Source organism: Paractinoplanes abujensis (assembly GCF_014204895.1).
Lineage (GTDB): Bacteria > Actinomycetota > Actinomycetes > Mycobacteriales > Micromonosporaceae > Actinoplanes > Actinoplanes abujensis.
In genome coordinates this window covers 757,661-783,145 of sequence record NZ_JACHMF010000001.1, presented here as the reverse complement: position 1 = coordinate 783,145, position 25,485 = coordinate 757,661, and the positions used below count along the sequence as shown (strand labels likewise).

24 protein-coding genes are annotated in these 25,485 nt (G+C 71.4%); 6 read left to right on the top strand and 18 right to left on the bottom strand.

Annotated features, from left to right (window positions below; genetic code table 11):
• Nucleotides 1-6: 6 nt before the first annotated feature.
• From iolD to iolC, 4 genes are read right to left on the bottom strand one after another with little or no spacing between them, the layout of a single operon-like run.
• The gene (gene iolD, locus BKA14_RS03040) at nucleotides 7-1,860 is read right to left on the bottom strand and encodes a 3D-(3,5/4)-trihydroxycyclohexane-1,2-dione acylhydrolase (decyclizing) (RefSeq protein WP_203722363.1); all 1,854 of its coding nucleotides are present in this window, start codon (nucleotides 1,858-1,860) and stop codon (nucleotides 7-9) included.
• Entirely contained in the window at nucleotides 1,857-2,747 is an 891-nt protein-coding gene (iolB, locus tag BKA14_RS03035) for a 5-deoxy-glucuronate isomerase (protein ID WP_239092944.1), read from the bottom strand. The genes iolD and iolB overlap by 4 nt, the downstream gene beginning before the upstream one ends.
• On the bottom strand, nucleotides 2,744-3,601 hold the full coding sequence (locus tag BKA14_RS03030) for a Cgl0159 family (beta/alpha)8-fold protein (RefSeq protein WP_184949410.1): 858 nt from the start codon (nucleotides 3,599-3,601) through the stop codon (nucleotides 2,744-2,746). Before BKA14_RS03030 ends, iolB begins: the two co-directional genes overlap by 4 nt.
• Complete coding sequence (gene iolC, locus BKA14_RS03025; RefSeq protein ID WP_239092942.1) at nucleotides 3,594-4,520, bottom strand: 5-dehydro-2-deoxygluconokinase; 927 nt, start codon at nucleotides 4,518-4,520, stop codon at nucleotides 3,594-3,596. The genes BKA14_RS03030 and iolC overlap by 8 nt, the downstream gene beginning before the upstream one ends.
• Before the next feature lie 291 nt (nucleotides 4,521-4,811).
• Here iolC and BKA14_RS03020 point away from each other — a divergent pair, with 291 nt between their 5' ends.
• Complete coding sequence (locus tag BKA14_RS03020; RefSeq protein WP_239092940.1) at nucleotides 4,812-5,510, top strand: GntR family transcriptional regulator; 699 nt, start codon at nucleotides 4,812-4,814, stop codon at nucleotides 5,508-5,510.
• A 323-nt stretch (nucleotides 5,511-5,833) separates the two neighbouring features.
• Here BKA14_RS03020 and BKA14_RS03015 read toward each other — a convergent pair whose 3' ends face one another.
• A complete protein-coding gene (locus BKA14_RS03015; RefSeq protein WP_239092939.1) occupies nucleotides 5,834-6,280 on the bottom strand; it encodes a MazG-like family protein in 447 nt (148 codons plus the stop codon).
• A gap of 55 nt (nucleotides 6,281-6,335) precedes the next feature.
• Here BKA14_RS03015 and BKA14_RS03010 point away from each other — a divergent pair, with 55 nt between their 5' ends.
• The 3 genes from BKA14_RS03010 to BKA14_RS03000 all read left to right on the top strand — a co-directional run bounded on the left by BKA14_RS03010 (nucleotide 6,336) and on the right by BKA14_RS03000 (nucleotide 8,933).
• Nucleotides 6,336-6,626: an ArsR/SmtB family transcription factor gene (locus BKA14_RS03010; protein WP_184949408.1), complete on the top strand. Its 291-nt coding sequence runs from the start codon at nucleotides 6,336-6,338 to the stop codon at nucleotides 6,624-6,626.
• The gene (locus BKA14_RS03005) at nucleotides 6,626-7,012 is read left to right on the top strand and encodes a VOC family protein (RefSeq protein ID WP_184949407.1); all 387 of its coding nucleotides are present in this window, start codon (nucleotides 6,626-6,628) and stop codon (nucleotides 7,010-7,012) included. Before BKA14_RS03010 ends, BKA14_RS03005 begins: the two co-directional genes overlap by 1 nt.
• A 178-nt stretch (nucleotides 7,013-7,190) precedes the next feature.
• On the top strand, nucleotides 7,191-8,933 hold the full coding sequence (locus tag BKA14_RS03000; protein WP_184949406.1) for a serine/threonine-protein kinase: 1,743 nt from the start codon (nucleotides 7,191-7,193) through the stop codon (nucleotides 8,931-8,933).
• Nucleotides 8,934-8,978: 45 nt separating this feature from the next.
• Here BKA14_RS03000 and BKA14_RS02995 read toward each other — a convergent pair whose 3' ends face one another.
• The 3 genes from BKA14_RS02995 to BKA14_RS02985 all read right to left on the bottom strand — a co-directional run bounded on the left by BKA14_RS02995 (nucleotide 8,979) and on the right by BKA14_RS02985 (nucleotide 11,809).
• Entirely contained in the window at nucleotides 8,979-9,581 is a 603-nt protein-coding gene (locus tag BKA14_RS02995; protein ID WP_184949405.1) for a GNAT family N-acetyltransferase, read from the bottom strand.
• Nucleotides 9,578-11,092 carry an APC family permease gene (locus BKA14_RS02990; RefSeq protein WP_184949404.1) on the bottom strand — a complete coding sequence of 505 codons (1,515 nt, stop codon included), beginning with the start codon at nucleotides 11,090-11,092 and terminating at the stop codon, nucleotides 9,578-9,580. Before BKA14_RS02990 ends, BKA14_RS02995 begins: the two co-directional genes overlap by 4 nt.
• Nucleotides 11,093-11,158: 66 nt before the next feature.
• Nucleotides 11,159-11,809 carry a GOLPH3/VPS74 family protein gene (locus BKA14_RS02985; protein ID WP_184949403.1) on the bottom strand — a complete coding sequence of 217 codons (651 nt, stop codon included), beginning with the start codon at nucleotides 11,807-11,809 and terminating at the stop codon, nucleotides 11,159-11,161.
• Nucleotides 11,810-12,390: 581 nt separating this feature from the next.
• Between BKA14_RS02985 and BKA14_RS02980 the strand changes: the two genes are divergently transcribed.
• Nucleotides 12,391-13,389, top strand: coding sequence for a TerC family protein (locus tag BKA14_RS02980; RefSeq protein WP_184949402.1), 999 nt, complete (start codon nucleotides 12,391-12,393; stop codon nucleotides 13,387-13,389).
• A gap of 65 nt (nucleotides 13,390-13,454) precedes the next feature.
• On the opposite strand, the gene BKA14_RS02975 is transcribed toward BKA14_RS02980, so the two are convergent.
• The 3 genes from BKA14_RS02975 to BKA14_RS02965 form a co-directional block, all read right to left on the bottom strand.
• Nucleotides 13,455-13,712, bottom strand: a complete 258-nt coding sequence (locus BKA14_RS02975) for a hypothetical protein (RefSeq protein WP_184949401.1) — start codon at nucleotides 13,710-13,712, stop codon at nucleotides 13,455-13,457.
• A 170-nt stretch (nucleotides 13,713-13,882) separates the two neighbouring features.
• Entirely contained in the window at nucleotides 13,883-16,756 is a 2,874-nt protein-coding gene (locus BKA14_RS02970) for a helix-turn-helix transcriptional regulator (protein WP_239092937.1), read from the bottom strand.
• A gap of 115 nt (nucleotides 16,757-16,871) precedes the next feature.
• Nucleotides 16,872-17,045 (bottom strand): hypothetical protein, encoded by a 174-nt coding sequence (locus tag BKA14_RS02965; RefSeq protein ID WP_184949399.1) that lies wholly within the window; start codon nucleotides 17,043-17,045, stop codon nucleotides 16,872-16,874.
• Between the two features lie 92 nt (nucleotides 17,046-17,137).
• On the opposite strand from BKA14_RS02965, the gene BKA14_RS02960 reads away from it, so the two are divergent.
• A complete protein-coding gene (locus BKA14_RS02960) occupies nucleotides 17,138-17,857 on the top strand; it encodes a hypothetical protein (protein ID WP_184949398.1) in 720 nt (239 codons plus the stop codon).
• 65 nt (nucleotides 17,858-17,922) lie between these two features.
• On the opposite strand, the gene BKA14_RS02955 is transcribed toward BKA14_RS02960, so the two are convergent.
• The 7 genes from BKA14_RS02955 to BKA14_RS02925 all read right to left on the bottom strand — a co-directional run bounded on the left by BKA14_RS02955 (nucleotide 17,923) and on the right by BKA14_RS02925 (nucleotide 25,320).
• Entirely contained in the window at nucleotides 17,923-18,462 is a 540-nt protein-coding gene (locus BKA14_RS02955; protein ID WP_184949397.1) for a hypothetical protein, read from the bottom strand.
• 10 nt (nucleotides 18,463-18,472) lie between these two features.
• Nucleotides 18,473-19,672, bottom strand: coding sequence for an ABC transporter permease (locus BKA14_RS02950; protein ID WP_184949396.1), 1,200 nt, complete (start codon nucleotides 19,670-19,672; stop codon nucleotides 18,473-18,475).
• Nucleotides 19,669-20,370 carry an ABC transporter ATP-binding protein gene (locus BKA14_RS02945; RefSeq protein ID WP_184949395.1) on the bottom strand — a complete coding sequence of 234 codons (702 nt, stop codon included), beginning with the start codon at nucleotides 20,368-20,370 and terminating at the stop codon, nucleotides 19,669-19,671. Before BKA14_RS02945 ends, BKA14_RS02950 begins: the two co-directional genes overlap by 4 nt.
• Complete coding sequence (locus BKA14_RS02940) at nucleotides 20,367-21,533, bottom strand: efflux RND transporter periplasmic adaptor subunit (protein ID WP_184949394.1); 1,167 nt, start codon at nucleotides 21,531-21,533, stop codon at nucleotides 20,367-20,369. The genes BKA14_RS02945 and BKA14_RS02940 overlap by 4 nt, the downstream gene beginning before the upstream one ends.
• Before the next feature lie 63 nt (nucleotides 21,534-21,596).
• Complete coding sequence (locus BKA14_RS02935) at nucleotides 21,597-23,132, bottom strand: sensor histidine kinase (protein WP_184949393.1); 1,536 nt, start codon at nucleotides 23,130-23,132, stop codon at nucleotides 21,597-21,599.
• A gap of 1 nt (nucleotide 23,133) precedes the next feature.
• A complete protein-coding gene (locus tag BKA14_RS02930) occupies nucleotides 23,134-23,886 on the bottom strand; it encodes a response regulator transcription factor (RefSeq protein WP_184949392.1) in 753 nt (250 codons plus the stop codon).
• 81 nt (nucleotides 23,887-23,967) lie between these two features.
• Nucleotides 23,968-25,320, bottom strand: a complete 1,353-nt coding sequence (locus BKA14_RS02925; protein ID WP_239092935.1) for an efflux RND transporter periplasmic adaptor subunit — start codon at nucleotides 25,318-25,320, stop codon at nucleotides 23,968-23,970.
• Nucleotides 25,321-25,485 lie beyond the last annotated feature (165 nt).

Sequence of the window (25,485 nt, the reverse complement as noted above, 5' to 3'; positions counted from 1 at the left end):
CAGTCCTTACAGATAGGGGCGTTGGAGGCGCTTGGCGGCGTCGTAGGCCGTGCGCGCCTCCTGCGTGGAGGTCAAAGCGGAAACTGCCGGCACCGGCACGTCCCACCAGGACTCGGAGGACGGCACGGGAGCCAGCGGGTCGGTCTCGATGTGCACGACGGTGAGGCGGTCGGCCTCCCGCGCCCGCTTGAGCCCGTCGGCCAGGTCGGCGATCGTGCGGCAGCGGATGACGTTCGCGCCCAGCGATTCGGCGTTGGCGGCCAGGTCGACGGGCAGGTGACCGCCGTCGTAGTCGCCGCTCGCCCCGCGGTAGCGATAGCTGGTGCCGAACCGCTGCGAGCCGAGCGACTCCGACAGCGACCCGATCGAGGCGAACCCGTGGTTCTGGATGAGGACGATCACGAGCTTGATGCCGTCGGCCACGGCGGTCACGATCTCCTGCGCCATCATCAGGTAGGAGCCGTCGCCCACCATGGCGAAGACCTCGCGGCTGGGGTCGGCCAGTTTGATGCCGAGCGCGCCGGCGATCTCGAAGCCCATGCAGGAGTAGCCGTACTCGACGTGATACTGCTTGGGGTCACGGGCCCGCCACAGCATCTGCAGGTCGCCGGGCAGGCTGCCGGCCGCCTGCACGACGACGTCCCGCGCACCGCAGGCGTCGTTGACGGCCCCGATCACCTCGGTCTGGGCCGGCAGCGGCCCGTGCCCCAGGTGATACGCGTGGTCGACCGTGGCCTGCCACGACACGACGTCGGCCGAGAAATCCGCTGAGAAGCGACGGCCGTCGAGCGCGGCCAGCAACGAGGAGAGCCCGGCGCGGGCGTCGGCGACGATGGGATACGCCGACTCCTTGACCGCGTCGAACCCGGCCACGTTGATGTTGACGAACGTGACGTCCGGGTTCTGGAACGCCGTGCGGGAAGCGGTGGTGAAGTCGCTGTAACGGGTGCCGACCCCGATGATCACGTCGGCCTCGCGGGCCAGCCGGTTGGCGACCGGGCTGCCGGTCGAGCCGACGCCGCCCACCGACTGCGGATGGTCCCAGCTCAACGCGCCCTTGCCGGCCTGGGTGTCGGCCACCGGGATGCCGGTCGCGCGGGCGAACCGGTCGAGCTCGGCCGACGCCTCCGAGTAGATGACACCACCACCCGCGATGATCAACGGGCGTTGCGCTGTCTTCAGAACAGCCGCCGCCCGCGACACGAAGGACGCCTCCGCCGGCGGGCGGGCCACGTGCCAGACGCGCTTGGCGAACAACGCGTCCGGGAAGTCGTACGCCTCGGCCTGAAGGTCCTGCGGCAGGCAAATCGTGACCGCACCCGTCTCGGCCGGATCGGTCAGCACCCGCAGGGCGCCCAGCAGGGCCGCAGGCAGCTGCTCGGGCCGCCACACCCGGTCGAAGAAGCGCGACAGCGGGCGGAACGCGTCGTTGACCGACACGTCGTAACCGCCCGGGTCCTCCAGCTCCTGCAGCACCGGCGGCGCGACCCGGGTGGCGAAGACGTCGGACGGCAACAGCAGCACGGGCAGCCGGTTGACTGTGGCCAGGGCCGCGCCGGTCAGCATGTTGGTCGAGCCGGGGCCGATCGAGGCGGTGCACGCGTACGTCTGCAGCCGATTGCTCATCCGGGCGAAGCCCGCCGCCGCGTGAACCATGGCCTGCTCGTTGCGGGCCAGCCGGTACGGCAGGTCGGCCTCGCCGGTGCGCTGCGCCTGCAACAAGGCCTGGCCCAGACCGGCGACGTTGCCGTGCCCGAAGATGCCGAAGCAGCCCGCGACCGCCCGGCGCTCCACACCGTCCCGCTCGGTCCACTGGTTGGCCAGGAACCGCACCACGGCCTGCCCTACGGTGAGTCTCACGACCGCGTCCTTTCCTTGCTGGAGGTCAGGGGCAGGCGCGGGTCGACGTCGACGCCGCTCCAGGAGGCCCGCACCCAGCCGTGCGCCGGGTCGTCGCGCACCAGCCATTCGCGCTCGCCGGGGCCGGCCATCACATTGAGGTAGTAGAGGTCGTAGCCGGGCGCGGCCATCGACGGGCCGTGCCACCCGTACGGAATGAGGACCACGTCGCCGCTGCGCACCTCGGCGCACACGTCGATCGGCCGGTCGGGGTGCCCGTACACCCGCTGAAAGGCGCAGCCCGCGGTGCCCGCCGGCGACTGCGCGACCTCGAAGTAGTAGATCTCCTCGAGCGACGACTCCCCCTCGCCCGCCTCGTCGTGCTTGTGCGGCGGGTAGGACGACCAGTTGCCGCCCGGGGTGAGCACCTCGCACGCGATCAGCCGGTCCGCCTCGAACCGCTTCGGCGTGCAGAAGTTGTTGACCTGCCGGCTGGCCTGCCCCGCGCCGCGCAGTTCGACCGCCACGTCGTCGGCGGATCCGTACCGGAAAGGCAGTCGCCGGGTTGCACGGGCCGAGGGCAGGGCGAACCGTCCCCCGTTGGGCGCCCGTACGGTCACCGTGGCCTCGCGCGGCACGTAGGCGAAATCGGTGACCCGGGTGAAGACCGACCGGCGGCCGGTCAGTGTCATCCGCTCGTCGTCGCAGGTCACGTCGCAACCACCGGCCAGCGGCAGCACGAGCATCTCGTCGTCGCCGGTCAGCAATGTGGCCCGCGCGCCCACCGGCAGATCCAGGATGCGCAGCCCGCTGTAGTCCCAGCCGGCGTTCTCGGGGGTGACGACCACATCGAATGGCTTGCCGGCCGTGCTGCCGCTGGGCATCACCGGGTTCACGAAGGACCTCACAGCAGGCTCACCGCCCGGTCGACGGCGTCGCTCACCGAGCCGCCCGCGGGATAGAGCAGCGACCGCCCGATCACCAGCCCTTGCACGGTCGGCAGGTCGAGAGCCTTCCGCCATTCCCCGTACGCCGCCTCCCCCTCCCCGCCCAAGATCAGCGCGGGCAGCGTGGTCGCGGCCATGACGCGCTCCATGTCGTGCACCACCGGCACCTTGAGCCAGGTGTAGGCCGACGTCGTGCCCAGACCGGCCGCCACGGCCATCGCGCGCATCATCGCCTCGGCGGTCAGCTCGTTGCGGACCCGCCCGTCGACGCGGTGCGCGATGAACGGCTCCACCATTGCCATCCGCCGCCGGGCGGCCAGCGCGCTGACCGCCGACCCGCACGCCTCCAGCGTCGACACCGTGCCCGCGTCGTCCGGGTCGATGCGCAGCAGCATCTTGCCGCCCTCGAACCCGGCGGTCGTGATGCTTTGCGCGTCGTACGCGGTGAACCGGTCGTCGATCTCGAACGCCGTGCCGGCCAGCCCGCCCCGGTTCATCGAGCCGATCACGACCTTGTCGTCGAGCGCGCCCAGCAGCAGCAGGTCCTCCAGGATGTCGGGGGTGCCGAGCACGCCGTTCACACCGGGCCGGGCCAGCGCCGTACGGATGCGCCTCAGCAGGTCGACACGGTTGGCCATCGCCAGGGGATCGTCGCCGGCTCGCAGGGCGCCGCGGGCCGGGTGATCGGCGGCGATGATCATCAGCCGGCCGTGCGGGCCGAACAGCGACGCCGGCTTGCGCCGGGCCGAGGCGGCGGCGGCGATCGCGGCCGGGCGGCGAGTGCGGATGTCCAGGAGGTCGTCGAGATCAGGCATGCGTGGACTCCCCCATCAGGGCACGGACTTCGGCTTCCGTCGGCATGGCGTCGGCGCAGGACAGGCGCGAGGCGACGATGGCTCCCGCGGCGTTGGCGAAGCGCATCGTCGCCTCGAGCTCCCACCCGGCCAGCAGGCCGTGGCAGAGGGCGCCCCCGAAGGCGTCACCGGCGCCGAGGCCGTTGACGACGTCGACCGGCACCGGCGGGACCTCGGTCCGGTTCGTCCCGTCGGACGCGAGCACACCCGCGGGTCCTTGCTTGACCACCGCCAGCTCGATCCCGGCCTCGTGCAACTTCTGCGCGGCCTCGTCCGGCTTGCGGGCACCCACCGCCGTGTCCGTTTCATCCACGTTGCCCACGGCCACGGTGGCATGGGGCAGCGCACGGGCGTACCAGTGCCGCGCTTCCTCCCTCGACCGCCAGAACATGGGCCGGTAGTCGAGGTCGAAAACGGTGGTGCCCGACTTACCGCGATACTTCAGCGCGTCGAGGGTGGCCGTACGGGAAGGCTCCTGCGACAACCCCGTGCCGGTGACCCAGAAGATGTCGGCTGCCCGGATCGCGTCGTAATCCAGTTCGGACGGATGGATCTCCAGGTCGGGCGCCTTGGGGAAGCGGTAGAAGTACAGCGGGAAGTCGTCCGGCGGGAAGATCTCGCAGAACGTCACCGGCGTCGGCAGCGACGACACCGGTGTCACGAAGCGGTCGTCCACCCCGAAGCCGCGCAGCGCGTCGTGCAGGAACTCGCCGAACGGATCCTCGCCGGTGCGGGTGATCACCGCCGAGCGCCGGCCGTAGCGGGCCGCGGCCACCGCCACATTGGACGCGCTGCCGCCGAGGAACTTCTCGAAGGTCCGGACCTCGCGCAGCGACACTCCGGTCTGTTGCGGGTACAGGTCGACGCCTATGCGTCCCATTGTCAGTACCTCGTCGGCGGGCATGCGGCGGCCTCCGGCCCTTTACGCAGCGAGATCGAGGGATGTGGGCACGCGGCGGCGCGCCCGTTGCCGTGCTCGTTACGGCGCGGTGACGAATCGGTGACACCAGGTTCGCTGACTTCGATGTAATAACTTCGACCGGCGTACGTCAATACTTTGTCATGACAAACTGAGGTAGCTTGTCAGGACAAACTCGGGGAGCGAGGGGTCGCGGTGCCGTCCGATCTACAAGGTCGCATTCGTCCGGACGAGGTCGACCGGAGCAGTCCCGTGCCGTTGTACTTCCAGGTCGCGACGCGTCTGCAGGAACTCATCGAGAAGGGCGAGATCGGTGTCGGCGCCCGCATCGAGAACGAGGTCGACCTGGCCGAACGGCTCGGCGTGTCCCGCCCCACGACCCGCCGCGCCATCCAATATCTCGTCGAACGCGGCATGCTCGTCCGCAAGCGTGGCGTCGGCACCCAGGTCGTGCACCCCAAGGTGCGCCGCCCGGTCGAGCTGTCCAGCCTCTACGACGACCTCGTCGCCGGTGACCGCGCCCCCCGCACCGAAGTGCTGCGCCTCGAAGTGATGCCCGCCTCCGACACCGTCGCCACCGGCCTCGAGATCGCGCCCGGCACGCCCGTCACGTGGATCGAACGGCTGCGCTACGCCGGCGGCGAACCGCTGGCCCTCATGCACAACGCCATCCCGCTCGACGTGCTCCCCCTCACCCGCCACGACCTGGCCGGCCACGGTCTCTACGAGCTGCTGCGCTCGGGCGGCCTCACGCCGCGCACAGCCACCCAGGTGATCGGGGCCCGCTCGGCCACCGCCGCCGAGGCCAAGGTGCTGCAGGAGAAACGCGGCGCCTCACTGCTGACCATGACCAGAACGGCCTGGGACGCGGGCGGCCGGGCCCTGGAGTACGGCAGCCACGTCTACCGGGCCAGCCGATACAGCTTCGAGATCAATCTGAGCGCGGGCTAATAGTTCGATACTTAAGATCAAGAGCCGGATGTCCCCTGTGGGTGGTGGGTGCCGACCGTCGCTCCCGCGGAGGCCGGGCGCTCCCCACCCGCTCGCTCCGCTCCCGGGTGTCCGCACCCTTCATTCTGCGTGAACACTCACCCTCGCAGCGCTGACGCGCCAAACCCAGCGCTCCGCTGAACCCCAACCCCGCTCATACCGGCCGGCAGCCCGCCCCGCGCATGGCGGCGGCTCGCACTGGGCCGACCGCACGGCCAGCCACGTACCGCTTCACGCACCGCGGGCGGCTCGACGGGAGGCGTTGATGTGCGGGCGGCTCGGCGTCAGACGCCGGACCCTACGGGGGGCCACGCTATGGACGGCGCGGAAACGACCGGAACGGTGGAGGGCTCCGACCCTGGGGCGGTGGCTTCGCCGGGAATCGGGGTGGCCGGGTCGGCCGGAGCCGGGTGGGGCGCCAAGGGGAAGCGGGCTCGGACCTTGGTGGCGCACGCGGCCAGGGCGGCTTGGGGGTCAAGGCCGAGGCTGGCGATCGCGACCAGGGCCGTGAAGGCCACGTCGGCCAGTTCCGCGGCGACGTCCTCGCGGGTGTGAGTGACGCCCTTGCGCGGGTTCTGGCCGAGCAGATCGATCCAGGCCTGGACCGCCTCGCCCGCTTCCTCGGTGACTTTGAGGATGCGGCAGGTCAGTTCGAGCGGCAACGTTCCGTTCGACTGGTCCAGCCATTCGCGGGCCGCGTCGACTGCCGGCCAGATGTCGTCCTCCACCACGACGTCACCGTAGACGGGGTTGATAGGCAAGTGACGGCTTGCCTATCATGGGCGGGTGCGCGAGACCCCGGCCGACGAGAGCGTCTTCAAGGCGCTGGCCGATCCGACGCGGCGCAAGATCCTGGACGAGCTGGCCGAGCGGGACGGGCAGACGCTGTTCGAGATCTGCTCGCGGCTCGCCATGAAATATCAGCTCCAGTCGTCCCGGCAGGCGATCTCGCAGCATCTCGACACGCTCGCCGCGGCCGGCCTGGTGCGCAGCCGCAGGGACGGGCGCTACAAGTTCCACCACCTCGACACCACTCCCCTACAACGTCTCACCGAGAGATGGCACAAGGAGAACTGATGCGCATCACCATCACCAGCGTCATCGTGGACGACCAGGCCAAGGCCGAGCGTTTCTACGTCGACGTGCTCGGCTTCGTGAAGAAGCACGACGTGCCCACCGGTGACGCCCGCTGGCTGACGGTCGTCTCGCCCGAGGACCCGGAGGGCTGCGAGCTGCTGCTCGAGCCGGAGGGTCACCCCGCCGCCCGGCCGTTCAAGGCCGCCCTGGTCGCCGACGGCGTTCCGTACACGCAGTTCACGGTCAAGGACGTGCAGGCCGAGCACGAGCGGCTGCGCGGGCTCGGCGTCCGGTTCACCCAGGAGCCGGCCGACCTCGGTCCGCTGTGGACGGCAGTCCTCGACGACACCTGCGGCAACCTGATCCAGATCGTGCAGATGAAGTAAAGAACGGAGTAAGAGGGGAACGAGTCACTCACAGTGAGGTGACGGGTATCGGGCGTGACTTGCCATCTGTGACAGATCGGGCATCGAAAGGTTGCCCCAATACGGATCGATCCGGACGATCGTCGTCGCTACGACACCGATCGGAAGGATTCGACGTCACGTGCAGTCACACCCCTCTATGACTGGCGACGGCCCGGCCACCGCCGATCTCAGCGGCCGCCTCGTCGGCAACTCGTACGTGCTGGTCTGCCCGGTCGGGCACGGCGCCACCGGCACCGTCTGGCGCGGCATCGACCGGTCGACCGGCGCCGACGTGGCGGTCAAGCTGCTGCACGAGGGCCTGCTGCGTCAGCCCAAGCTGGTCATCCGGTTCGTGCAGGAGCGCACGATCCTGATGATGATGCGGCACGAGAACATCGTCGGCGTCCGCGACCTGTTCAGCGCGGGCGGCTCGCTCGCGCTGGTGATGGACTACGTCTCGGGCGGCAGCCTGCGCACCCACCTGCGCGCCGAGGGCACCCTGGCCCCGGCCGGCGCCGCCGACCTGCTGTCCCAGGTCGCCGCCGCCCTGGCCCAGGCGCACGAGCTGGGCGTGGTGCACCGCGACGTGAAGCCCGACAACATCCTGCTGCAGGAGAACGCGGGCCGGCTCGCGGTGCGCCTGACCGACTTCGGCATCGCGCGGGTGCTCGACACCGCCGGTCTGACCACCCCGCAGGCTATCGTGGGCACGCCGCACTACATGGCCCCCGAGGCGATCCAGGGCGAGGCCGTGCCCGCGTCCGACGTCTACTCCGCCGGGGTCGTCCTCTACGAGCTTCTGACCGGCCTTCCCCCGTACGCCGGGGAACCGCTCGCGGTGCTGCGAGGGCACCTGGACGAGGTTCCGCAGCGCCCGCCCGGCCTGCCGCACCCGGTGTGGGAGCTGATCACCTGGTGCCTGGCCAAGGACCCGGATCGCCGTCCGACCGCCGCCGAGCTGGGCGCCGCGCTGCGTGAGCTGTCCCGCGCGACCGCCGGCGTACCCGCGCTGCCCGCGCCCGAGGAGGAGCGGGAGGTCGCGCCCACCGCCACGCCGCACCTCGGGGTCCGCGCGGTTTCCCATCCCTCCGTACGCCGCACGCCCGCTCGCAAGCGGCCCCGCAACGGCCCCCGCTCGTGGATGTGGCGGCGGCCGTGGGCGATGGTCGCGCTGATGGCGGGCGTGCTGGCCATGTCCGGGGTGAGCGGTTTCAACGCGTGGCAGCTGCTGCGCGACGGCGGCGCCGACCCGGCGGTGGCCGCCCCGCAGACGCAGACCCAGCAGCGGGCGCAGCCCGGCGGGCACAGCCGGCTCGGTTCCAGCGGCGGCCCCCGGGCCGGCACCGATCCGTCCGGGGCGGCGACCGGGCTGCCCGCGCTGGCGGCCGTGGCCCCCAGCCCTCCGGCGCTCACGGGCGGCGAGCTGCCCGAGGCGGCCGCGCCCTCGGCCACGCCGTCGCGGGCCGCGGAGCCGGGCGGTGGTGGCGTCGGTGTCGGCGTAGGCGCCTCGGCCGGTCCGGGCGGGGCGCGGGCCGAGGCCACGCTCGGGCCGTGGGTGTGCGGCGACCAGTACGACTGGGATCTGGGCCACCCCGTGCTGGCGCGGCCCTGTCATGCGGTGGGCGGTGGCGTCCGGGTGGTGGGTCAGATGGAGGCGATGCCCGGAGTGCAGGCCGACATTGCGCTGACGCTGCGGGACGCCTCGACGAACGAGGTGCTGGCCGGGCCGTACACCTGCAAGGGTCTGATGTTCACGGACTTCGCGCTCAAGCACGCGTGCGGGCCGGTCGACCTGAATCCGCCGCGCGGGCGCCGGCTGGTGGTGGTGGAGACGTGGGAGTACACGTCGCGGCCGCTGATCCCGGGCGGCACCGCGCGCGGCCCGGAGTTCAGCTGGTGAGAAGGGGCGCGGCCGGACGGTGGCCGCGCCCCTTTCCCGGCAACGTCAGGCGCGCCACATGCGATAGAACGGCGTGCCGTCGGGCAGCAGCATCTCGAACGGGTCCATGTCGGCGTATCCGACCCGGTGGTAGAGGCGCACGTTGTTGTGGTTCGTGGCCTCCAGGTAGGCGGGGACGCCGCTCTTGTCGAGCTCGGAGTGCGTACGGGCCATCAGCTTGCTGCCGAGTCCGTGCTCCTGGTGGTCGGGGTGGACAGCCAGGAACGCCAGGTGCCAGTGCGGGTCGTGCGGGTGGTGCTTCTCGAACAGCAGGTCCAGCGCGACGAACCGGTCGATGTACTCGCCGGCCAGTGCGTTCAGCCGTTCCTCGTACGCCTCCGGGTCCGGCGCGTCCCGGGTGTAGTCGAACCACACCGCGGTCGCGGCCAGGCCGCCCCCGCCGGGCAGGTCGATGACGTCGACCCGGCCGTACTTCTGGGCGTGCTCGGTCAGCAGCGTGAAGAAGTCGGCCATCACCTTCAACCGGTCGTCCAGCGGCGGCACCAGGTAGGCGTTCGCGTCCAGCTCGAAGAAGGAGTGGCTGATCAGGTGGCCGACGGCAGGAATCTCCTCGTCGCGGGCCGGGCGGATCTCGGGGTACGTCGTCACTGGTGGTCCTTCGTGTCGGTGGAGGCGAGAGCGGCCGAGAAGCCACCCGTCGAGGCGGCGCTGCGGGCGCCCAGGCCGATGCCCGCGTAGACCTGCGGGCGGCTGCTGCGCAGAACGAGCGCCCAGGCGATGCCGGCGATCAGCAGGACGGCGAACGCGAGCGGCACGACCCAGGTCGGCTTGCTGCCCTCCTCGACGCCGAACAGCGTGGCGATGTTGCTCAGCGCCAGGTACGACATGATCAGCAGCAGGACCGAGCCGAGCACCGGCGCGCCCAGGCGGTGCCAGAAGTCCTCGCCCTCGGGGTGCTTGACGAAGTAGCCGATGACCGCGAGCGACGTCAGTGTGATCAGCAGCAGCACGCCGATACCGCCGCCGCTGCCGCCCCAGAAGAACAGGTTGACCAGCGGATCCCAGCCGGCCACGGCGTAGACGACGATGACGGTCAGGCCGAGCGCGCTCTGGATCAACGAGCCGTTCTTGGGGGCGCCGGTGCCGGGGACCGTCCGGCCGAAGGCACGCGGCAGCACGCCCTCGCGGCCGAGCGAGAACATGTAGCGGGCGATGATGTTGTGGAACGAGATCATCGCGGCGATCAGCGACGTCAGGAACAGCGCGTAGCCGAGGTCGACGGCCCGGCCGCCGAGCTGGTCGGAGGCGACGTTGAAGAACAGGTCGGGACCCTCGGCGCCGGCCCGGCCGACGACGTCGTCACCGGCGGCCGAGATCATCGCCCACGCGGCGAAGCCGTAGAGGACGGCGATCAGGGCGATGGCGATGTAGGTGGCGCGGGGCACGGTGCGGCGCGGGTCGCGCGACTCCTCGCTGAAGACCACCGACTGCTCGAAGCCCACGAAGCCGGTGATGGCCATGGCCAGCAGCGCGCCCGAGCCGGCGCCGGCCAGGCTGCTCACGTCGACGGGGGCCGAGGAGGCCTGGAAGTTGGGCGAGAACAGGTCGGCCAGGCTGAACGCGAAGACGACGATGATCTCGGCGACCAGCAGGGTGGCCAGGACCTTGCCGTTGACGGCGACGTCGCGGACGCCGAGGACCGCGGTCAGCGCCCACACGACGAGCGCGAGCACCCACCACTGGATGTCCAGGCCGAACCACTTGTCGAACAGCGGGGAGGCGATCGCGCCGAAGCCGCCGTACGCGGCGATCTGGAACATGTTGTAGGCCAGCAGCGCCACCCAGGACGCGCCGACGCCGAGTGGGCGGCCCAGGCCCTGCGAGATGTAGGCGTAGAAGGCGCCCGCGTTGGCGATGTGCCGGGCCATGGCGACGTAGCCCACCGCGAAGATCGCGAGCACGACGGCGACCGCCACGAAGGCGATGGAGATGCTCGTCAGCCCCGTGACGGCCAGGCCGGTCGGCACGACACCGGCGACGACGGTGAGCGGCGCGGCGGCCGACATGACGAAGAAGACGACCGCGGCCACGCCGAGACGGTCGCGGGCCAACGCTGTCGAGAGCTGGCTCTGGGGCGGTTTGGTAGTGGTGGCGGACACGCGGTCTCCAGGAGGGGGTTGAGAAGGAGGGGGTTGAGAAGGGGATGGTGAAAGGGGGTTCGCAGGTCAAGCGCGCCGGGCCATCACGGCGTCGCCCACCGCGGCCTCGGCCTGGCCCACGAGCTCGAGCAGCATGGCGGGCAGTCGGCGCTTGAGCTGGTCGAACAGGGCCGTACGGTCACGGGTGTCGAGGGTGAGGAAGACATGCTGGTCGAGGCCGGTGGCCAGGATCAGCCCGGTGAGCACCAGGTCGGGGATGTCGAGCAGCTCTCCGCGGCCGACGAACGTGCGGATCCGGGTGGCGGGCCACCCGGCGATCATCGAGTCGGAGGGCACGAAGGACACCTTGCTGCCGAACAGGCCTCGCTTCTCCTGCCGCTGCACGAGGGCGGCCCGGGCGAGGCGGCGCTCGACCAGGTCGGTCGCGACGCCGGTGGCGAGGAACGAGATCCAATCCCGGACGAGCCGGTGGTGGCCCTCGCGCAGCAGCTGGTCGAGAACGGCGTTCGCGGCGGGATCGCCGGTGGGTCGGTCGTCGATGATCTGGAGTTTTCCGTCCACCACGTCGAGGCGGCGCCAGAGCACGAGTTCTCCGATCAGGGCGGCGGCCATGCCGAGGCCCAATGTCGCCGGGGAGAGCAGGCACTTGCCCTTGACCGTGTCGTGCGCGGTGAGGAAGAGATCGTCGGCGAGGGGTAGTTGTGCCGATGCCGTCACGGCACTTCTCCTCTCCACTTCGGTATTCACGCGGGGTGACGCGCGCTAACCTCGCCCCACGATTACCGAAAGTGATTCTTACTGCTCATAGCCAACGTTACGGTGTGCGTCCCCCAGAACGACATCGCGTAGCATGCCAGCGAGGTCAACGTCGCGCAACGTCCTCTTGGGACCCAATTTTCGTCCGATGTGGTCCGATCCAGAATGCATTCTGCATCATTGCTCCTACCAGGCACCTTTCGGTCCCGAACGAGTTTGCTGCACGGCAAGAATCTCGGTCCGATGCACGCCTGTCGATACATTTGGCGTACCTCCGGAGCGGGACCGGAGAGCCCTCCGGGAGCGATGACGGAAAGTGTTGACAAGAATGCATCAATACACAGCGTAGTTTTTGACCGCTTCCTTGCTTGTGCAGGCAAGCAGCTGGGCCACCGAGCTGGGCGAAACCCTCGTTCCCGCTGGCAGGATCTCGCGCGACGGCTAAAATCCCAGCTAGGCAGGGCTGCGTTCAGGAAGCTCCCAGCTCAACCGAGGACGATCAACAGGTTGCCCCCCGCTTATCGCCCGGAGGTTCCTTCGCCATGCTTGAGGTCAACGCGCTCGGCTGGACGCTGACCATCGGGGTCATCGTCGCCCTGCTCGCCCTCGACCTGACACTCGGCGTGCTCCGCCCGCACGCCGTCGGCTTCCGAGAGGCGGCCGCCTGGTCCGTCTTCTACATCGCGGTCGCGGTCGTGTTCGGCATCGTCTTCGGACAGATAGCCGGTTGGGATTTCGGCGCCCAGTACTTCGCCGGCTACATCGTCGAGAAGAGTCTGTCGGTCGACAACCTCTTCGTCTTCGTGATCATCATGACCACGTTCGCCGTGCCCGAGAAGTATCAGCAGGAGGTCCTGACCTTCGGCATCATCATCGCGCTGGTCCTGCGGGTCATCTTCATCGCCCTCGGCGCGACGCTGCTCAACGCCTTCTCGTTCATGTTCCTGCTGTTCGGGCTGCTGCTCATCTTCACCGCGATCCAGCTCTTCCGGCATCGCGACGAGGATCCCGACGTCGAGGACAACGCGCTGGTCAAGGCCAGCAAGCGGTTCCTGCCGGTCACCGACGACTACATCGGCGGCAAGATGATCACCAAGGTGGACGGCCGCCGGGTCGTCACACCGATGTTCATCGTGCTGATCGCGATCGGCAGCTCCGACCTGCTGTTCGCGCTCGACTCCATCCCCGCCGTGTTCGGCGTGACCAACGAGGCGTTCATCGTCTTCGTGGCCAACGCGTTCGCCCTGCTCGGCCTGCGGGCCCTGTTCTTCCTCGTCAAGGGCCTGCTCGACCGTCTCGTCTACCTCTCGGCGGGCCTGTCGGTGATCCTGGCCTTCATCGGCGTCAAGCTGATCCTGCACTGGCTGCACGAGGACATCACCAAGTCAGCGCCCGAGATCCCGACGTCGCTCTCACTGATCGTCATCATCGGCGTCCTGGCCGTCACGACCGTGGCCAGCCTGATGAAGTCGCGCAAGGACCCGGAGACCAAGGCTCACGCCGGCAGCCTGCGCGCCCACGACAAGGAACGCGGCCGCTGACCCCGGCACGACAAAACCGGCCCCGGAGCGATCTCCGGGGCCGGCTGCGTTGTGCGCTCGTGGGGTCAGCCCAGATATCCGCCCAGGCCGGCGGTCTGGCGCCCGCTGCTCTGCTGGCGCGCCACGTCCTGGCGGTAGAGGATCTCGCGGATCTGCTCGGTCTCCTCGGCGCTGTGACGGCTGAGAAGCTGGTCGAGCTCGGCGCGCTCGGCGGTGGACCGGAACGACGACAGCTCCTCGGCGAGCCGGCGGTGGGCGACGCGCATGGTGCGGCGGTTCGCCAGCGCTGTGCGGGCGTCGCGAAGCGTGGTCGTGAACTGCATGGCCGTCTCCTTAACGGATAGTGATGGCGATAGGCCTCGTCGCCTTCCGGTACAACGATCCGCGGCCCGCGCTTCATACCCAAATCAAGCAGGTAAAACTTGCGCTTCAAAGGTGACCGCGGCCACGCGGAAGCTGTTGCCGGTGTCACCCTCTGTGGTGAAGTGGCTGGTCAGACACTCGTGGTGACTTCGGACACCACAGTGGGCAGCCGGGACGACAGTTGCGTCCGGGAACGGACGCCCAGCTTGCGGTAGATGCGGGTCAGCGTCGCCTCCACCGTCTTCACGCTCAGATAGAGCCGGCCCGCGATCTCCCGGTTGCTCGCCCCGTCGCGCACCAGCCCCGCGATGCGCAGCTCGGTCGAGGTCAGGCCCAGGTCGATCGGGGTGCCGGCGGCCGACGTGCCGGCCAGGGCGCGCTCGGTCTGCTCGGCCCACGGCTTCGCGTCGGCCGCCAGGAAAATCGTCAGCGCGGCCCCGATGGCCAGGCGGGCGGCCGCGTACCGGCGGCGGCGCCGCTCGGCGCTGCCCTGCACGAGCAACGCGTGAGCCTGCTCGATCGGCTGGTGCAGCTGCTCGAAGTGCTGCGCAGCCGACGCCGACAGCAGCACGGCCGAGTCGGCCTGACCGCTCTCGGAGAGCACGACCGCGGCGGCCCGGTCCAGATAGCCGGCCAGCGCCGGGTTCTCGCCCAGGCGCTCAGCCGCGGCCCGCCCCGCGACCAGCGTGGCCACCGCCTCGGCGTGCTCACCCAGCGCGGCCAGCCCGCCGGCCAGGTCGCCGTGCCAGCGCACGATCATCGGGTCGGCCCCGGCGAACCCGGAATCGAGGTCGCGCAGCCGGCGCAGCGCCGCCACGCCGGCCCGGGTCTCCCCTGCCCGCAGCTCGGCCTGGCCCAGCGCGTGCAGGTTGCGGCGCAGATAGAGAGTGTCGCCCTCCTGTTCGGAGGCGCGCACCCCGCGCCGGGCGAAACCGGCCGCCGCGCTCAAGCTGCCACCGGCCAGCTCCGCGATCGCCGCCGTGTACCAGGTCGGCCCCGGGCTCAGCCCGGCCCGCTGGGCGGCCCGGACGGCCCGGTGTGCGTAACTGAGCGCCTCGCGGCACCGCCCGGCCCGGGTGGCCACCTCGGACAGGCTCCGCAGCACCTCGACCCGGGCCTCGCCGATCCGGTCCTGCTCGGCCACCACCAGCAGGCCGAGCAGCGCGGCGCGGGCCTCCTCGAGCCGGTCGTCCATCATGGCGAACCGGGCCGCCACATAGCGCGGGCCGTAGTGCAACCAATCCGGCGCCGGGGCGGCCGGAAGCACCAGGGCCTGGGTCAGCGTGTCGGCCCAGCCGGGCTCGCCGCGCAGCCGCTCGATCTGGGCCAGCACGCTCAACGCCATCGCCTCGGTGGTCGGGTCGGCGGCGCGGCGGGCGGCCAGGGCAGTGTGCGCGGCCTCGGCGGCCGCGCGGTCCGGGTCGCCGGTGAGCAGCGCGGCCCACGTGCGGCGCAACCGCACCGGGGCGCTCAGGAAAGGGTCGTCGCCCGCCTCGGCCAGCGCGGCCGCGAACATCTCGCCCATCTCGGCCAGCCCCTGCCCGGCCAGGTCGATCAACACCAGACGGGCCCGCACCCGATGCTCGGCGGACGCCCCCGGCGCGGCCAGCACGGCCTCCGCGGCCCGGCCCGCCAGCGCGGCGGCGCCTCCGGCCAGACCGTCCCGGGCCGCCGCGACCAGCCAGTCCAGCCGCCGGTCGGCGTGAGTGTGCGGGCAACGGTCGGCGGCCAGCAGATACAGCTCGGCGGCCGGCCGCCCGGACGCGCGCTCGGCCGCCGCGGCCAGCGAGCCGGCGACCGCCGCATCGGGCACCGAACTGCGCAGAGCCCGATGCCGCAGCGCCTGCACGGGGTCGACAGCCCCCGCGGCCAGGGCGGCGTGCGCCTCGGCCCGGTCACCGGCGGGGGCGTCCTCGGCGACCACTGTCGCCAGCAGCGGCGGCGTGAACCGGACCCGCTCCCCGGTCACCTCCACGACTCCGGCCGCGGCGGCCACCCGCAGATCCCGCACGGCGTCCTCCCGGCCCGCCCGGCGCAGCAACGCGACCGTGGGTCCGGCGGCCAGCGCGGCCACCAGCAAGGTGTGCGCGACGTCGGCGGGCAGCGCCGCGAGCCGGTCCCGCAGCAGCTCCCGGGCCGCCTCGGGCAGGGGCGCGGGCCGCCACGCCTCCCCCGGCGGCTGGGCCGCCCCGAGCGTCAGGGCCAGGAACGGGTTGCCCGCGCTGGCCTCGTGCAGCCGGCTCGCCGTCCGGCAGGGCAGCCCGTGCGCCTCCAGCAACTCGGTCAGGTCATCGGCTTCCAGCGGCGGCACGGCCAGTTCGAGGGCAGGCGCCGGACAGAGCCGGGCCGCCCGCCGACGGACGGACGAGGCCGACGCCGCGAACGACCGGTCGGCGGCTGACGAGCCGGCCGAGTGGGGGCGACGCTCGGCGGCCGGTGGACGCGACCCAGCATCCGGACGGCGATCGGCCGCGGGCGGGCCGGAGCCGGCGTCCGGGCGGCGCTCGGCGGCGATGACGCGAACTCGGGGGCCGGGGCGGCGGCGCATGGCGAAGGCGATCAGTTCGGCCGACTCCGGGTCGAGCCACTGGCAGTCGTCCAGCACGAGCAGAACGGGGCGCAGGCGGGCGCTGTGGGCGAGCAGCAGCGGCAGCACCAGCCGCCGGGCCAGGGCGGGAGCGCCGGCGCGCGGGGCCAGACCTTGCCGCAGCGCGGCCAGGGCACCCCGCTGGGCCGGTAGCAGAGCTTCGCGGGCCGGTGACGGCAACTGCAGGATGAGGTCGGCGACGCCCGCGTACGGGATCCGGCGCTCACTGCGCACCGGGCGCAGCCGAACGACCAGCTCACCGCGGGCACACGCGGCCGCGGCGACCGCGTCCAGCAGGGCCGTCTTGCCGATCCCGGCCGGGCCGTGCAGGGCGACCCCGCCGCCCGCGCCGAGGCGACCCTCGATCGTCGCGAGAAGATCGCCTCGGCCTCGCAGGGCACTCACGTCGGACTGCACGCCGCCCTCCCCGGTCCAAGCCCGACTCAGACTATGGAGCGGCGGGGCCATTCATCAATGGATACACATATGACGACGTCATATCAGTCGTCACCTATCACCGCGATAGCGCGGCTCAGTCGTCGTCGTCGCCGCCGTCATCGTCGTCGTCATCGCCGCCGTCGCCGCCCGGGCAGCCGGACAGGGTCAGCACGGTGGCCGCACCACCCACCAGCAGCAGCGCCCGGCCGAAGAAGGCCCGCCGGCCGATCCCGGGCTCGCCGTCCTGCTCACGCTTCACTTCGTCCATGGCCCGCATTCTGTCAGCGAGACGACGTATCTGCCGAGAACCTTCATCCCTCTTCAGCGCAGACCCGAAAACAGACACAGACGAGGTGACCCATGTCGGAATGGATCGTCGTGCCCTGTCTGCTCCGGTTGCGTGACGAGTTCGACAGGCTCGCGCCGCACCGGCGGAAGGGCGCGGAAGGCACGATCGGCGACGCGGACCACGAGCCGACGTCCGATCACACCCCGGACGAGGACTCGGCCTTCCTCCGGCACAAAGACCCGGACGACGTCAACGAGGTGCACGCCCTCGACATCGACCAGGACCTGCGACTGCCCGGCCTGAGCATGGAGGCGGTCGTGCAGTTTCTGCTGGGGCGCTGCCGATCCGGCGCCGAGCAGAGGCTGCGGTACGTCATCTTCAACCGCCGCATCTGGGAGGCGTCGAACGACTGGCGCCGGTCCGACTATCACGGCGACAACCCGCACACCGATCACGCGCACTTCTCCGCTTCCTACAAGACCGGGCACGAGGCCTCGACGGCCTCCTGGCATCTGGAGGACATTCCCGTGGCACTGACCGACGACGACAAGAAATGGCTCTCCGCCGAGATCGCCAAGCAGGTGCGAGGCTGCGTCAACGACATCTGGGAACACAACATCGGCCGCGCCACCGGCGGCGCCGATCTGAGCGCGATGGGGGCCCTGGTCACCGCCAACGTGCGGGCGGGCGCGCTGACCAATCGGCAGATCCCCGACCTCGCCGAGAGCGTCGGCCGCGTCTCCACCTCGGTCGCCCAGTTGAAGACCGCCCTGGCCGCCGTGCCGCAGTGACCCCCGCATGAGAACGGGGCGCGGCCTCGCCTCCGCGCCCCATCCGCCTGCGCGGTGACCACCGGCTACTTCGTGGCGGTCACCGAGGTCGCCGTGACGCTGCCGTCCGAGCCGGTGCTGCCCTGGATCGTCACCGACTGACCCGCCTTCACGTCGGACACCTTGCCCTTCGTGGCCGTGGCGACACTGGTTCTCGCATCGGTCTTGACGGTGACGACCTGGCCGTCCGACGTCTCCACATAGATCGTCGTGCCGTTGACCAGCTTGACCTTGCCCGTGGTGGCCGCGGCGGCGGACGCCCCGCCCGGCGCCGGCCCACCTGGAGCTTGCCCGCCCGGCGCCTGCCCGCCGTAGCCGGCCCGATCCTGCCCGCCGCCGAAGCCCCGGGCCGCGGCGGTCGGCGTGTCGGCGCTCCCCCACTGCTTCTGCGCCTGCAGGCCACCGGCGAAGCCGCCCACGAGCAGCACTGTCCCGGCCAGCACCAGCGTGCCCCGGTTCCACCAGCGCCGCGGGGCGGCCCGAGCCAGCTCGGCCGCGAAATCGTCGTCGCGTGGCTCGGTGTCGAGGCGGCGGAGCACCTCGGTGTCGTCGTTCGATGGCGTCACAACGGGGTCCTCACTCGTAGCGCAGCGCGTCGATGGGGCGCAGCCGGGCGGCGCGGGCGGCCGGCAGACCGCCGAAGAACAGGCCGATGGCGATCGACACGCCCAGGGCGAGCCCGACCGAGCTCGGCACGATCACCGGTTCGACCCCGACGATCTCGAAGCTGCTGCCGATCAGCGCGGCCGCCACCCCGAGGGCGCCGCCGAGCACGCTGAGCAGGGTGGCCTCGATCAGGAACTGGGTCAGGATCGTGCGCCGGGGTGCGCCCAGCGCCTTGCGGATGCCGATCTCGCGGGTCCGTTCGGTCACCGTGACCAGCATGATGTTGGTGATGCCGATACCGCCCACGAGCAGGCTGATCGCGGCCACCGCGCCGAGCAGGGTGGTGAACGTGTCGGCGGTCTCGGTCTGGGTCTCGAGCAGCTGCGACGCGTTCTGGATCCGGTACGGCGTGGTGGTCGAGCCGTCGGCCACGTCCATCTTCTGGTTCAGGATGACCGACACCTGCGCCTGTACGGCGTCGACGCGGTCGGGGGCGGCCGCCTCGACCAGGATCGACGTGAGCGAGCCGTAGCCGGTGAGCACCTGCCGCACGGCGGTCAGCGGGGCGATCGCGGTGTCGTTGGCGTCCTGGAAGCCGGTCGAGCTCTTCTCGTCGAGCACGCCGACCACGGTGAACAGCGCCCCGCCCACGGTGACCTGCTGGTCGATCGGGTCGAGGCCGGGGAACAGCTCCTCGGCCACGGTCTGCCCGATCACGACCACCCGGCGGCCCTGGGCCTCGTCGTCCGCGGTGAAGGCGGCGCCGCGCCCGACGGGGGTGTTCGAGGCTGTGAACCAGCCCGGCGTGGTGCCCACGAACGAGGTGACGTCGTGGTCGGTGCCCTCGTACGTGAGAGTGGCCGAGGCGCTGACCACCGGCGACACGGATCGCACGTCCGGCGCGAGCTCCGGGTCGACCAGCGCGTCGGCCATCGCCTTGGTGATCGCGGTGCTGCTCGAGCCGCCACGGCCGGTGCTCATCACGGTGATCGTGTTGGTGCCCAGGGCCTCGATCCGGTCGCTGATCGCGCGGGCCGAGCCGTTGCCCACCGCCACCAGCAGGATCACCGCCGCCACCCCGATCAGGATCCCCAGCATGGTCAGCGCCGACCGCAGCTTGTTGGCCGACAGCCCGCGCAGGGCGAATCGGACGACTTCGAGGAAGCTCATACCGTCACCGGGGCCTGCCGCACGTCGTGCACGACGCTGCCGTCGACCAGGCGGATCAGCCGTTTCGCGCGGTCGCCCACCTCGGGCTCGTGGGTGATCAGCACGATCGTGCGGCCGGCCGCGTTGAGCTGGTCGAAGACGGTGAGCACGTCGTCGGTGGAGCGGGTGTCGAGGTTGCCGGTGGGCTCGTCGGCCAGCAGCAGCGCGGGCTCGGTGACCAGCGCGCGAGCCACGGCGACCCGCTGCTGCTGACCGCCGGAGAGCTGGTTGGGTTCGTGCCGCGCCCGGTCGGCCAGGCCCACCAGGTCGAGCGCGGCCATGGCGCGGCGGCGGCGCTCGCGGGGTTTCACCCCGGCGTAGGCGAGCGGGAGCTCCACGTTGGCCACCGCCGACGTACGGGGAATGAGGTTGAAGGCCTGGAAGATGAACCCGATGAGCCGGTTGCGGGCCAGGGCGAGCTGGCGGTCGGCCAGGCGGCTGACGTCGACGCCGTCGAGCAGGTAGGCGCCCGAGGACGGCACGTCGAGCGCGCCCAGGATGTTCATCAGCGTCGACTTGCCGGAGCCGGACGAACCCATGATCGCGACGTAGTCGCCGCGCTCGACGGTCAGCGTCACCCCGCGCAACGCGTGCACGGTCGCCTCGCCCTCGCCGTAGATCTTCTTCAGGTCGCGCACGTCGAGCACCGGCCCGCTCATCGCCCGCCTCCGCCGCCCGCGGGGAACCCGCCGCCCGGGCCACCGCCGCCGCCCACGGCGCCGCCGAAGCCTCCGCCGCCGGGGAAGCCGCCCTGGGTGCCGCCGCCGGTCGTGGCCGATGTGGCCGTGAGCACCACCCGCTCGCCCGCGTCGAGCCCGGAGGTGATCTGGGTGGCGCTGTCACCCTGCAGCCCGATCTCGACCTGACGCACCTCCTGGGCGCCCCCGGTCACCACCGTCACCGAGTGCCGGTTGCCCGCCGTGGTGATCGCGGCCGAGCTGACCATCACGGCGTTGGCGACGCTGCCCGTGGTCACCGCGACGCTCACCGTCTGCCCCGCCTTGGTCCCGGTGGGCACCTTGTCGAGAGTGAGCGTGACGCCGTACGTGACCACGTTGCCGGCCGTCGTCGCCGAGGGGTCGACCGCGCTCACCTTGCCCGTGGCCGTCGTGCCACTGAGCGCGTTCCAGGTGATGGTCGCGGCCTGTTTCTCCTTCAGCTTGGTCGCGTCGGCCTCGGCGAAGGCCGCCGTGATCTGCATCTTGGTCAGGTCCTGGATCTCGATGAACCCGCTGCTCGTCGGCTCCTCCCCGGTCTGACCGCCGGAGGCTTGGCTGCTGCCGCTGTTGCTGCCCAAAGTGCCGTTGACGGCGGTGACCGTGCCCGCCATCGGTGCTTGCAGGACGGTGCCGTCGACCGCCGCCTCCGCCTCGTCCACGGCCAGCCCGGCCTGCTGCACGGCGTTCTCGGCGGTGGACGTGTCGGAGCCGGCGTCCTCGGCCCGCTCCAGCGAGTCCTGTGCGGCGTCGAGGTCGGCGTTCGCAGCGTCCAGCGAACGTTGCGCGTCGGCCGGGTCGACCTTGGCCAGCACCTGCCCCTTGACGACCTTCTGACCGACCCGTACGGAGATCGACGTGACCGTGCCACCGGTGACGAAACTGGCCGTGGCCGTGCTCGCGCTCTCCACGGTCCCGTCCGCGGTGACCGTGCTGGTCACGGTTCCCCGCTGGACGGCGACCGTACGGGTGGCGGCGTTCGCGGCCGGGGTGGTGCCGGACCCGGCGAGGGTCCGGTAGGCCCAGAAACCCCCGGCGGCGAGGGCGACCCCGAGGGCGGTGTTGACCACCACCACGGGACGTCGCAGGTTGAGGCGCGCTGGCATGCCGGACACTGTGGCGGCCCGGCCTCGGAGCAGCTTCCGGGCAACCTCGGAGCCGCCTATGAATCAGGTCGGCAGCAGCACCCGGAACGTCGCGCCGCCGCCCGGTGACGGTTCCAGCTCGACCCAGCCGCCGTGGCCGTGCACGAAGGCGGCCACGATGGACAGGCCCAGGCCGGAGCCGCCGCCCTTGCCGCGGTAACGGCTGGAATCGGCGCGATACAGCCGCTCGAAGACGCGCGGCGCGTGCTCGTCGGGGATGCCGGGGCCGGTGTCGCTGACCTCGAGCACCGCGAGCCGGTCGGCGGTGGGTGACGGCGGGCCCGAGACGACGGCGCCGGGCTCGGGCGGGCGGGGAACCGACCATCCCACCCGTACGGTCACCTCGGCCTCGGGCGGCGTGTGCTGCAGCGCGTTGGCCACGAGGTTGGTGGCGATCTGACGCAGCGCGTGCTCGTCCCCCAGCACCGTGGGCGGCTCGAACGTGTCCTCGTCGTCGTTCAGCCCGGCCAGGTGCACGACCCTCTCCGGCGCGCGGGCATGCGCGTCGCGCACCGTGTCCACTGCGACTTCGAGCAGGTCGACGGGTTTGCGGGCGAGCGGACGCTGCTGGTCGAGCCGGGCCAGCATCAGCATGTCCTCGACCAGCAGGCTCATCCGGCCGGCCTCGGACTCGATGCGGTCGAGGGCCGGGCCGGGCGCGACCCCGCCCCGGCGGTGCAGCTCGGCGAAGCCCTTGATCGAGGTGAGCGGGGTACGCAACTCGTGCGAGGCGTCGGCCAGGAACTGACGCATCCGGCTCTCGGAAGCCGTACGCGCGCTGACCTCGGCCTCGATCCGGCCCAGCATCGAGTTGAGGGCCAGGCCCAGCCGGCCGGGCTCGGTGTGCGGGTCGGCCCCGGTGACGCGGCCGCTGAGGTTGCCCGCGGAGATGTCGGTGGCCAGGCGTTCCATGTCGTTCAGCGGGCGCAGACCCAGCCGTACGACGAAAGCCGCTCCGAGGCCGAGAAGCGCGAGCACGAGCACGCTCACCGCGGCCTGGGTGAGCAGCAGCCGATCGATGGTCCCGTGCAGCTCGACCAGGGAGACGCCGCCGACCGCGAACCCGCCGATCCGGTCGTTGCGCACGGCGATCATCCGCCATTCGCTGCCGTCCGCCGCGACCACCGTGTACGGCTCGCGGAAGCCCGGGGAGTCGGCCGCCTTCTCCAGCGTGGGCACCGCCGGCAGGTCGTCGCCGGCCGACGTGATGCGCGTGACCTCCACCAGGCCCGTACCGACGAACAGGTACTTCAGCTGGTCGGGACCGAGGATCTTGACGTGCCCACCGCCCGCCGGGGGCCCCGCGAACACGTCGACCTGCCCCGTCCGGCGCACCTCGCCGGACTCCGGCATCGCCTGCGACAGCGGCCCGGCCATGATCCGCAGCTGGTCGTCGATGCGCTCCTGCAGGTAGCTGCGGATCAGCACCAGCCCGGCCGCGTTCGCGACGAGCAGCCCGAGCGCGGCCAGCGCCGCCACCACCAGCACCAGGCGCGAGCGCAGGGTCCACTGCCGCCAGCGCCGCAGTCTCGTCCAGTTCCCCCGTGACAGTTTGATCATCTCAGTCGTCGCTGCCCCGGGGCAGCCGCAGCGCGTACCCGACACCGCGCACGGTGTGGATCAGCGGCGGTTCCGACTTGTCGATCTTGCGGCGCAGGTAGTACACGTACGACTCGACGATGCGCCCGTCACCGCCGAAGTCGTATTTCCACACCCGGTCCAGGATCTGCGCCTTGCTGACCACCCGGCCCGCGTTGACCAGCAGATATTTGAGCAGGTTGAACTCGGTCGGCGAGAGGTCGACGGGACGGCCGGCCCGGCGCACCTCGTGGGCGTCCTCGTCCATCTCGAGGTCGGCGTAGCGCAGCACACCCCGCTCGCCGGGCGCCCGCAGGCCGGGCTGGGTGCGGCGCAGGATGGCCCGGATGCGCAGCACCACCTCCTCCAGGCTGAACGGCTTGGTGACGTAGTCGTCGGCGCCCGCCGAGAGCCCGGACAGGCGATCCTCCAGGGCGTCGCGCGCGGTCAGGAACAGCACCGGCACGCGCGAGCCGCCGGCCCGCAGCCGCTTGGCGATCTCGAAGCCGTCCAGATCGGGCAGCATCACGTCGAGCACCACCAGGTCGGGCTCGAACTCCTGGGCCGCGACCAGCGCCCGATGACCGGTCTCGGCCACCCGCACGTCGAACTCGACGAGGCGCAGGGTCGCGCTGAGCAGCTCGGAGATGTTCGGCTCGTCGTCGACGACGAGCACCCGCGCGGCGCGGGCCGGGGCCTCGCCGAGCGCGGCCGAGGAGCGGGAATCAGTCAGCACCCCGAAGGAGTATCAACGGCACCTAGGAATTTGCTATGAACTTGTGTTGAGTCAGCTGGGTTGCTGTCAACCTGCTGACAATCACCACGACCGTACGACCTCGTCGCCCACCGCCAGGCCCTCGGTGATCTCGATGTATTGATCGCCGCGCACCCCGACGCTCACCTCGGCGCGGACGCCGTCGCGCAGCACCGTGCCCCGATCGCCCGACACGTCGTGCACGGCCGTGGCCGGCACGCGCAGCGCCTCCTCCTTCCGGCCGGTCGTCACGCGCACCGCGGCACTCTGCCCAACCAGCAGATCCTTGGGCAAGGAATCGAAGGACAGCAATACGCCGAAGCGCACCAGGGTGCCGTCGCTGGTCCCCACCGGGTCGACCTGCACCACGGTGGCCGTGAATTCCTGACCGGCCCGGTCGGCCAACGTGACCACGGCCTTCTGCGCGACGGCGAGCCGGTCGGCATCGGCCTCGGGAAAGGCCGCGCTGATCTGCATGGCATAGACGTCGGCCAGCGTTATGAAGGCGTTACCTGACGTGACCTGGCTGCCGACCTTGCCACCCACGCTGAGGACCCGCCCGGCGATCGGTGCCTTGATCGTCGCACCGGCCAGAGCTTCCTCGGCCTTCTCGAGCGCGGTCGTGGCCTGGGTGACCCGCTGCCGGGCGCTGAGAACGGCGTCGCCACCCTGGCCGCGATCGGCCGTGCAGGCGCCGCCGCTCGCCGTACCCCCGTTCGGGGCGCCACCGCTCTGCGCGCCGCCGTTCCCAGCGCCACCATTTCCAGCACCACCGTTCCCAGCGTCGCCGCTCGCCGCACCCCCGTCCGGGGCGCCACCGTTCCCAGCGCCACCCGTTGGTGCGCCACCCGTTGGTGCGCCACCCGTTGGTGCGCCACCCGTTGGTGCGCCACCCGTTGGTGCGCTACTTCCACCGGGCGCACCACCCCCACCCCCACCCGAACTGGTCGGAGCCGGGCTCGCGGTCTTGGTGGGTGCAGGCGTCGTGAAGCGCGTCGACGGTGCAGCGCCGGCAACGGGATTGCTCGACAGCCGGGCGTAGGCCGCCGGGACATCATCACCGCAGGACGCCGCGGAGTCCTCGGCCTCGTCCAGCGCGTCCTGGGCGTCGTCGAGGGTGTCCTGCGCGTCGTCCACTGCCTCGGCCGCGTCGGTGTCGTCGACCTCGGCCAGCACCTGCCCAGCCGTGACCGTAGTGCCCGCCCGTACGGAAATGCTTTCCACCGTGCCCGCCACCGCGAACGACAGGCTGCGGGTCTGCGCCGGCTGTACCGTCCCGGTCGTGGCCACCTCGCTGGTCACCGCACCCCGATCGACCGCCACCGTCGCCGCCTCGACTGGCCTCTCGACAGTGCCCGCGGTCAGCACGCGCACCACCCCGAAACCGATCAGCGCGAGCATCGCGACCGCCACCACGCCCCAGACCCAGCGGCGGCGGTGGGGTGGGGGCTGCTCGAGGTTGCCGCGGTGGTCGCGGGGCTGGGGCCGGGTTTGCGGCTGCGGCTGAGGCTGGGATTGCGGCTGAGACTGGGATTGCGGCTGAGACTGGGATTGCGGCTGAGACTGGGACTGGGACTGGGG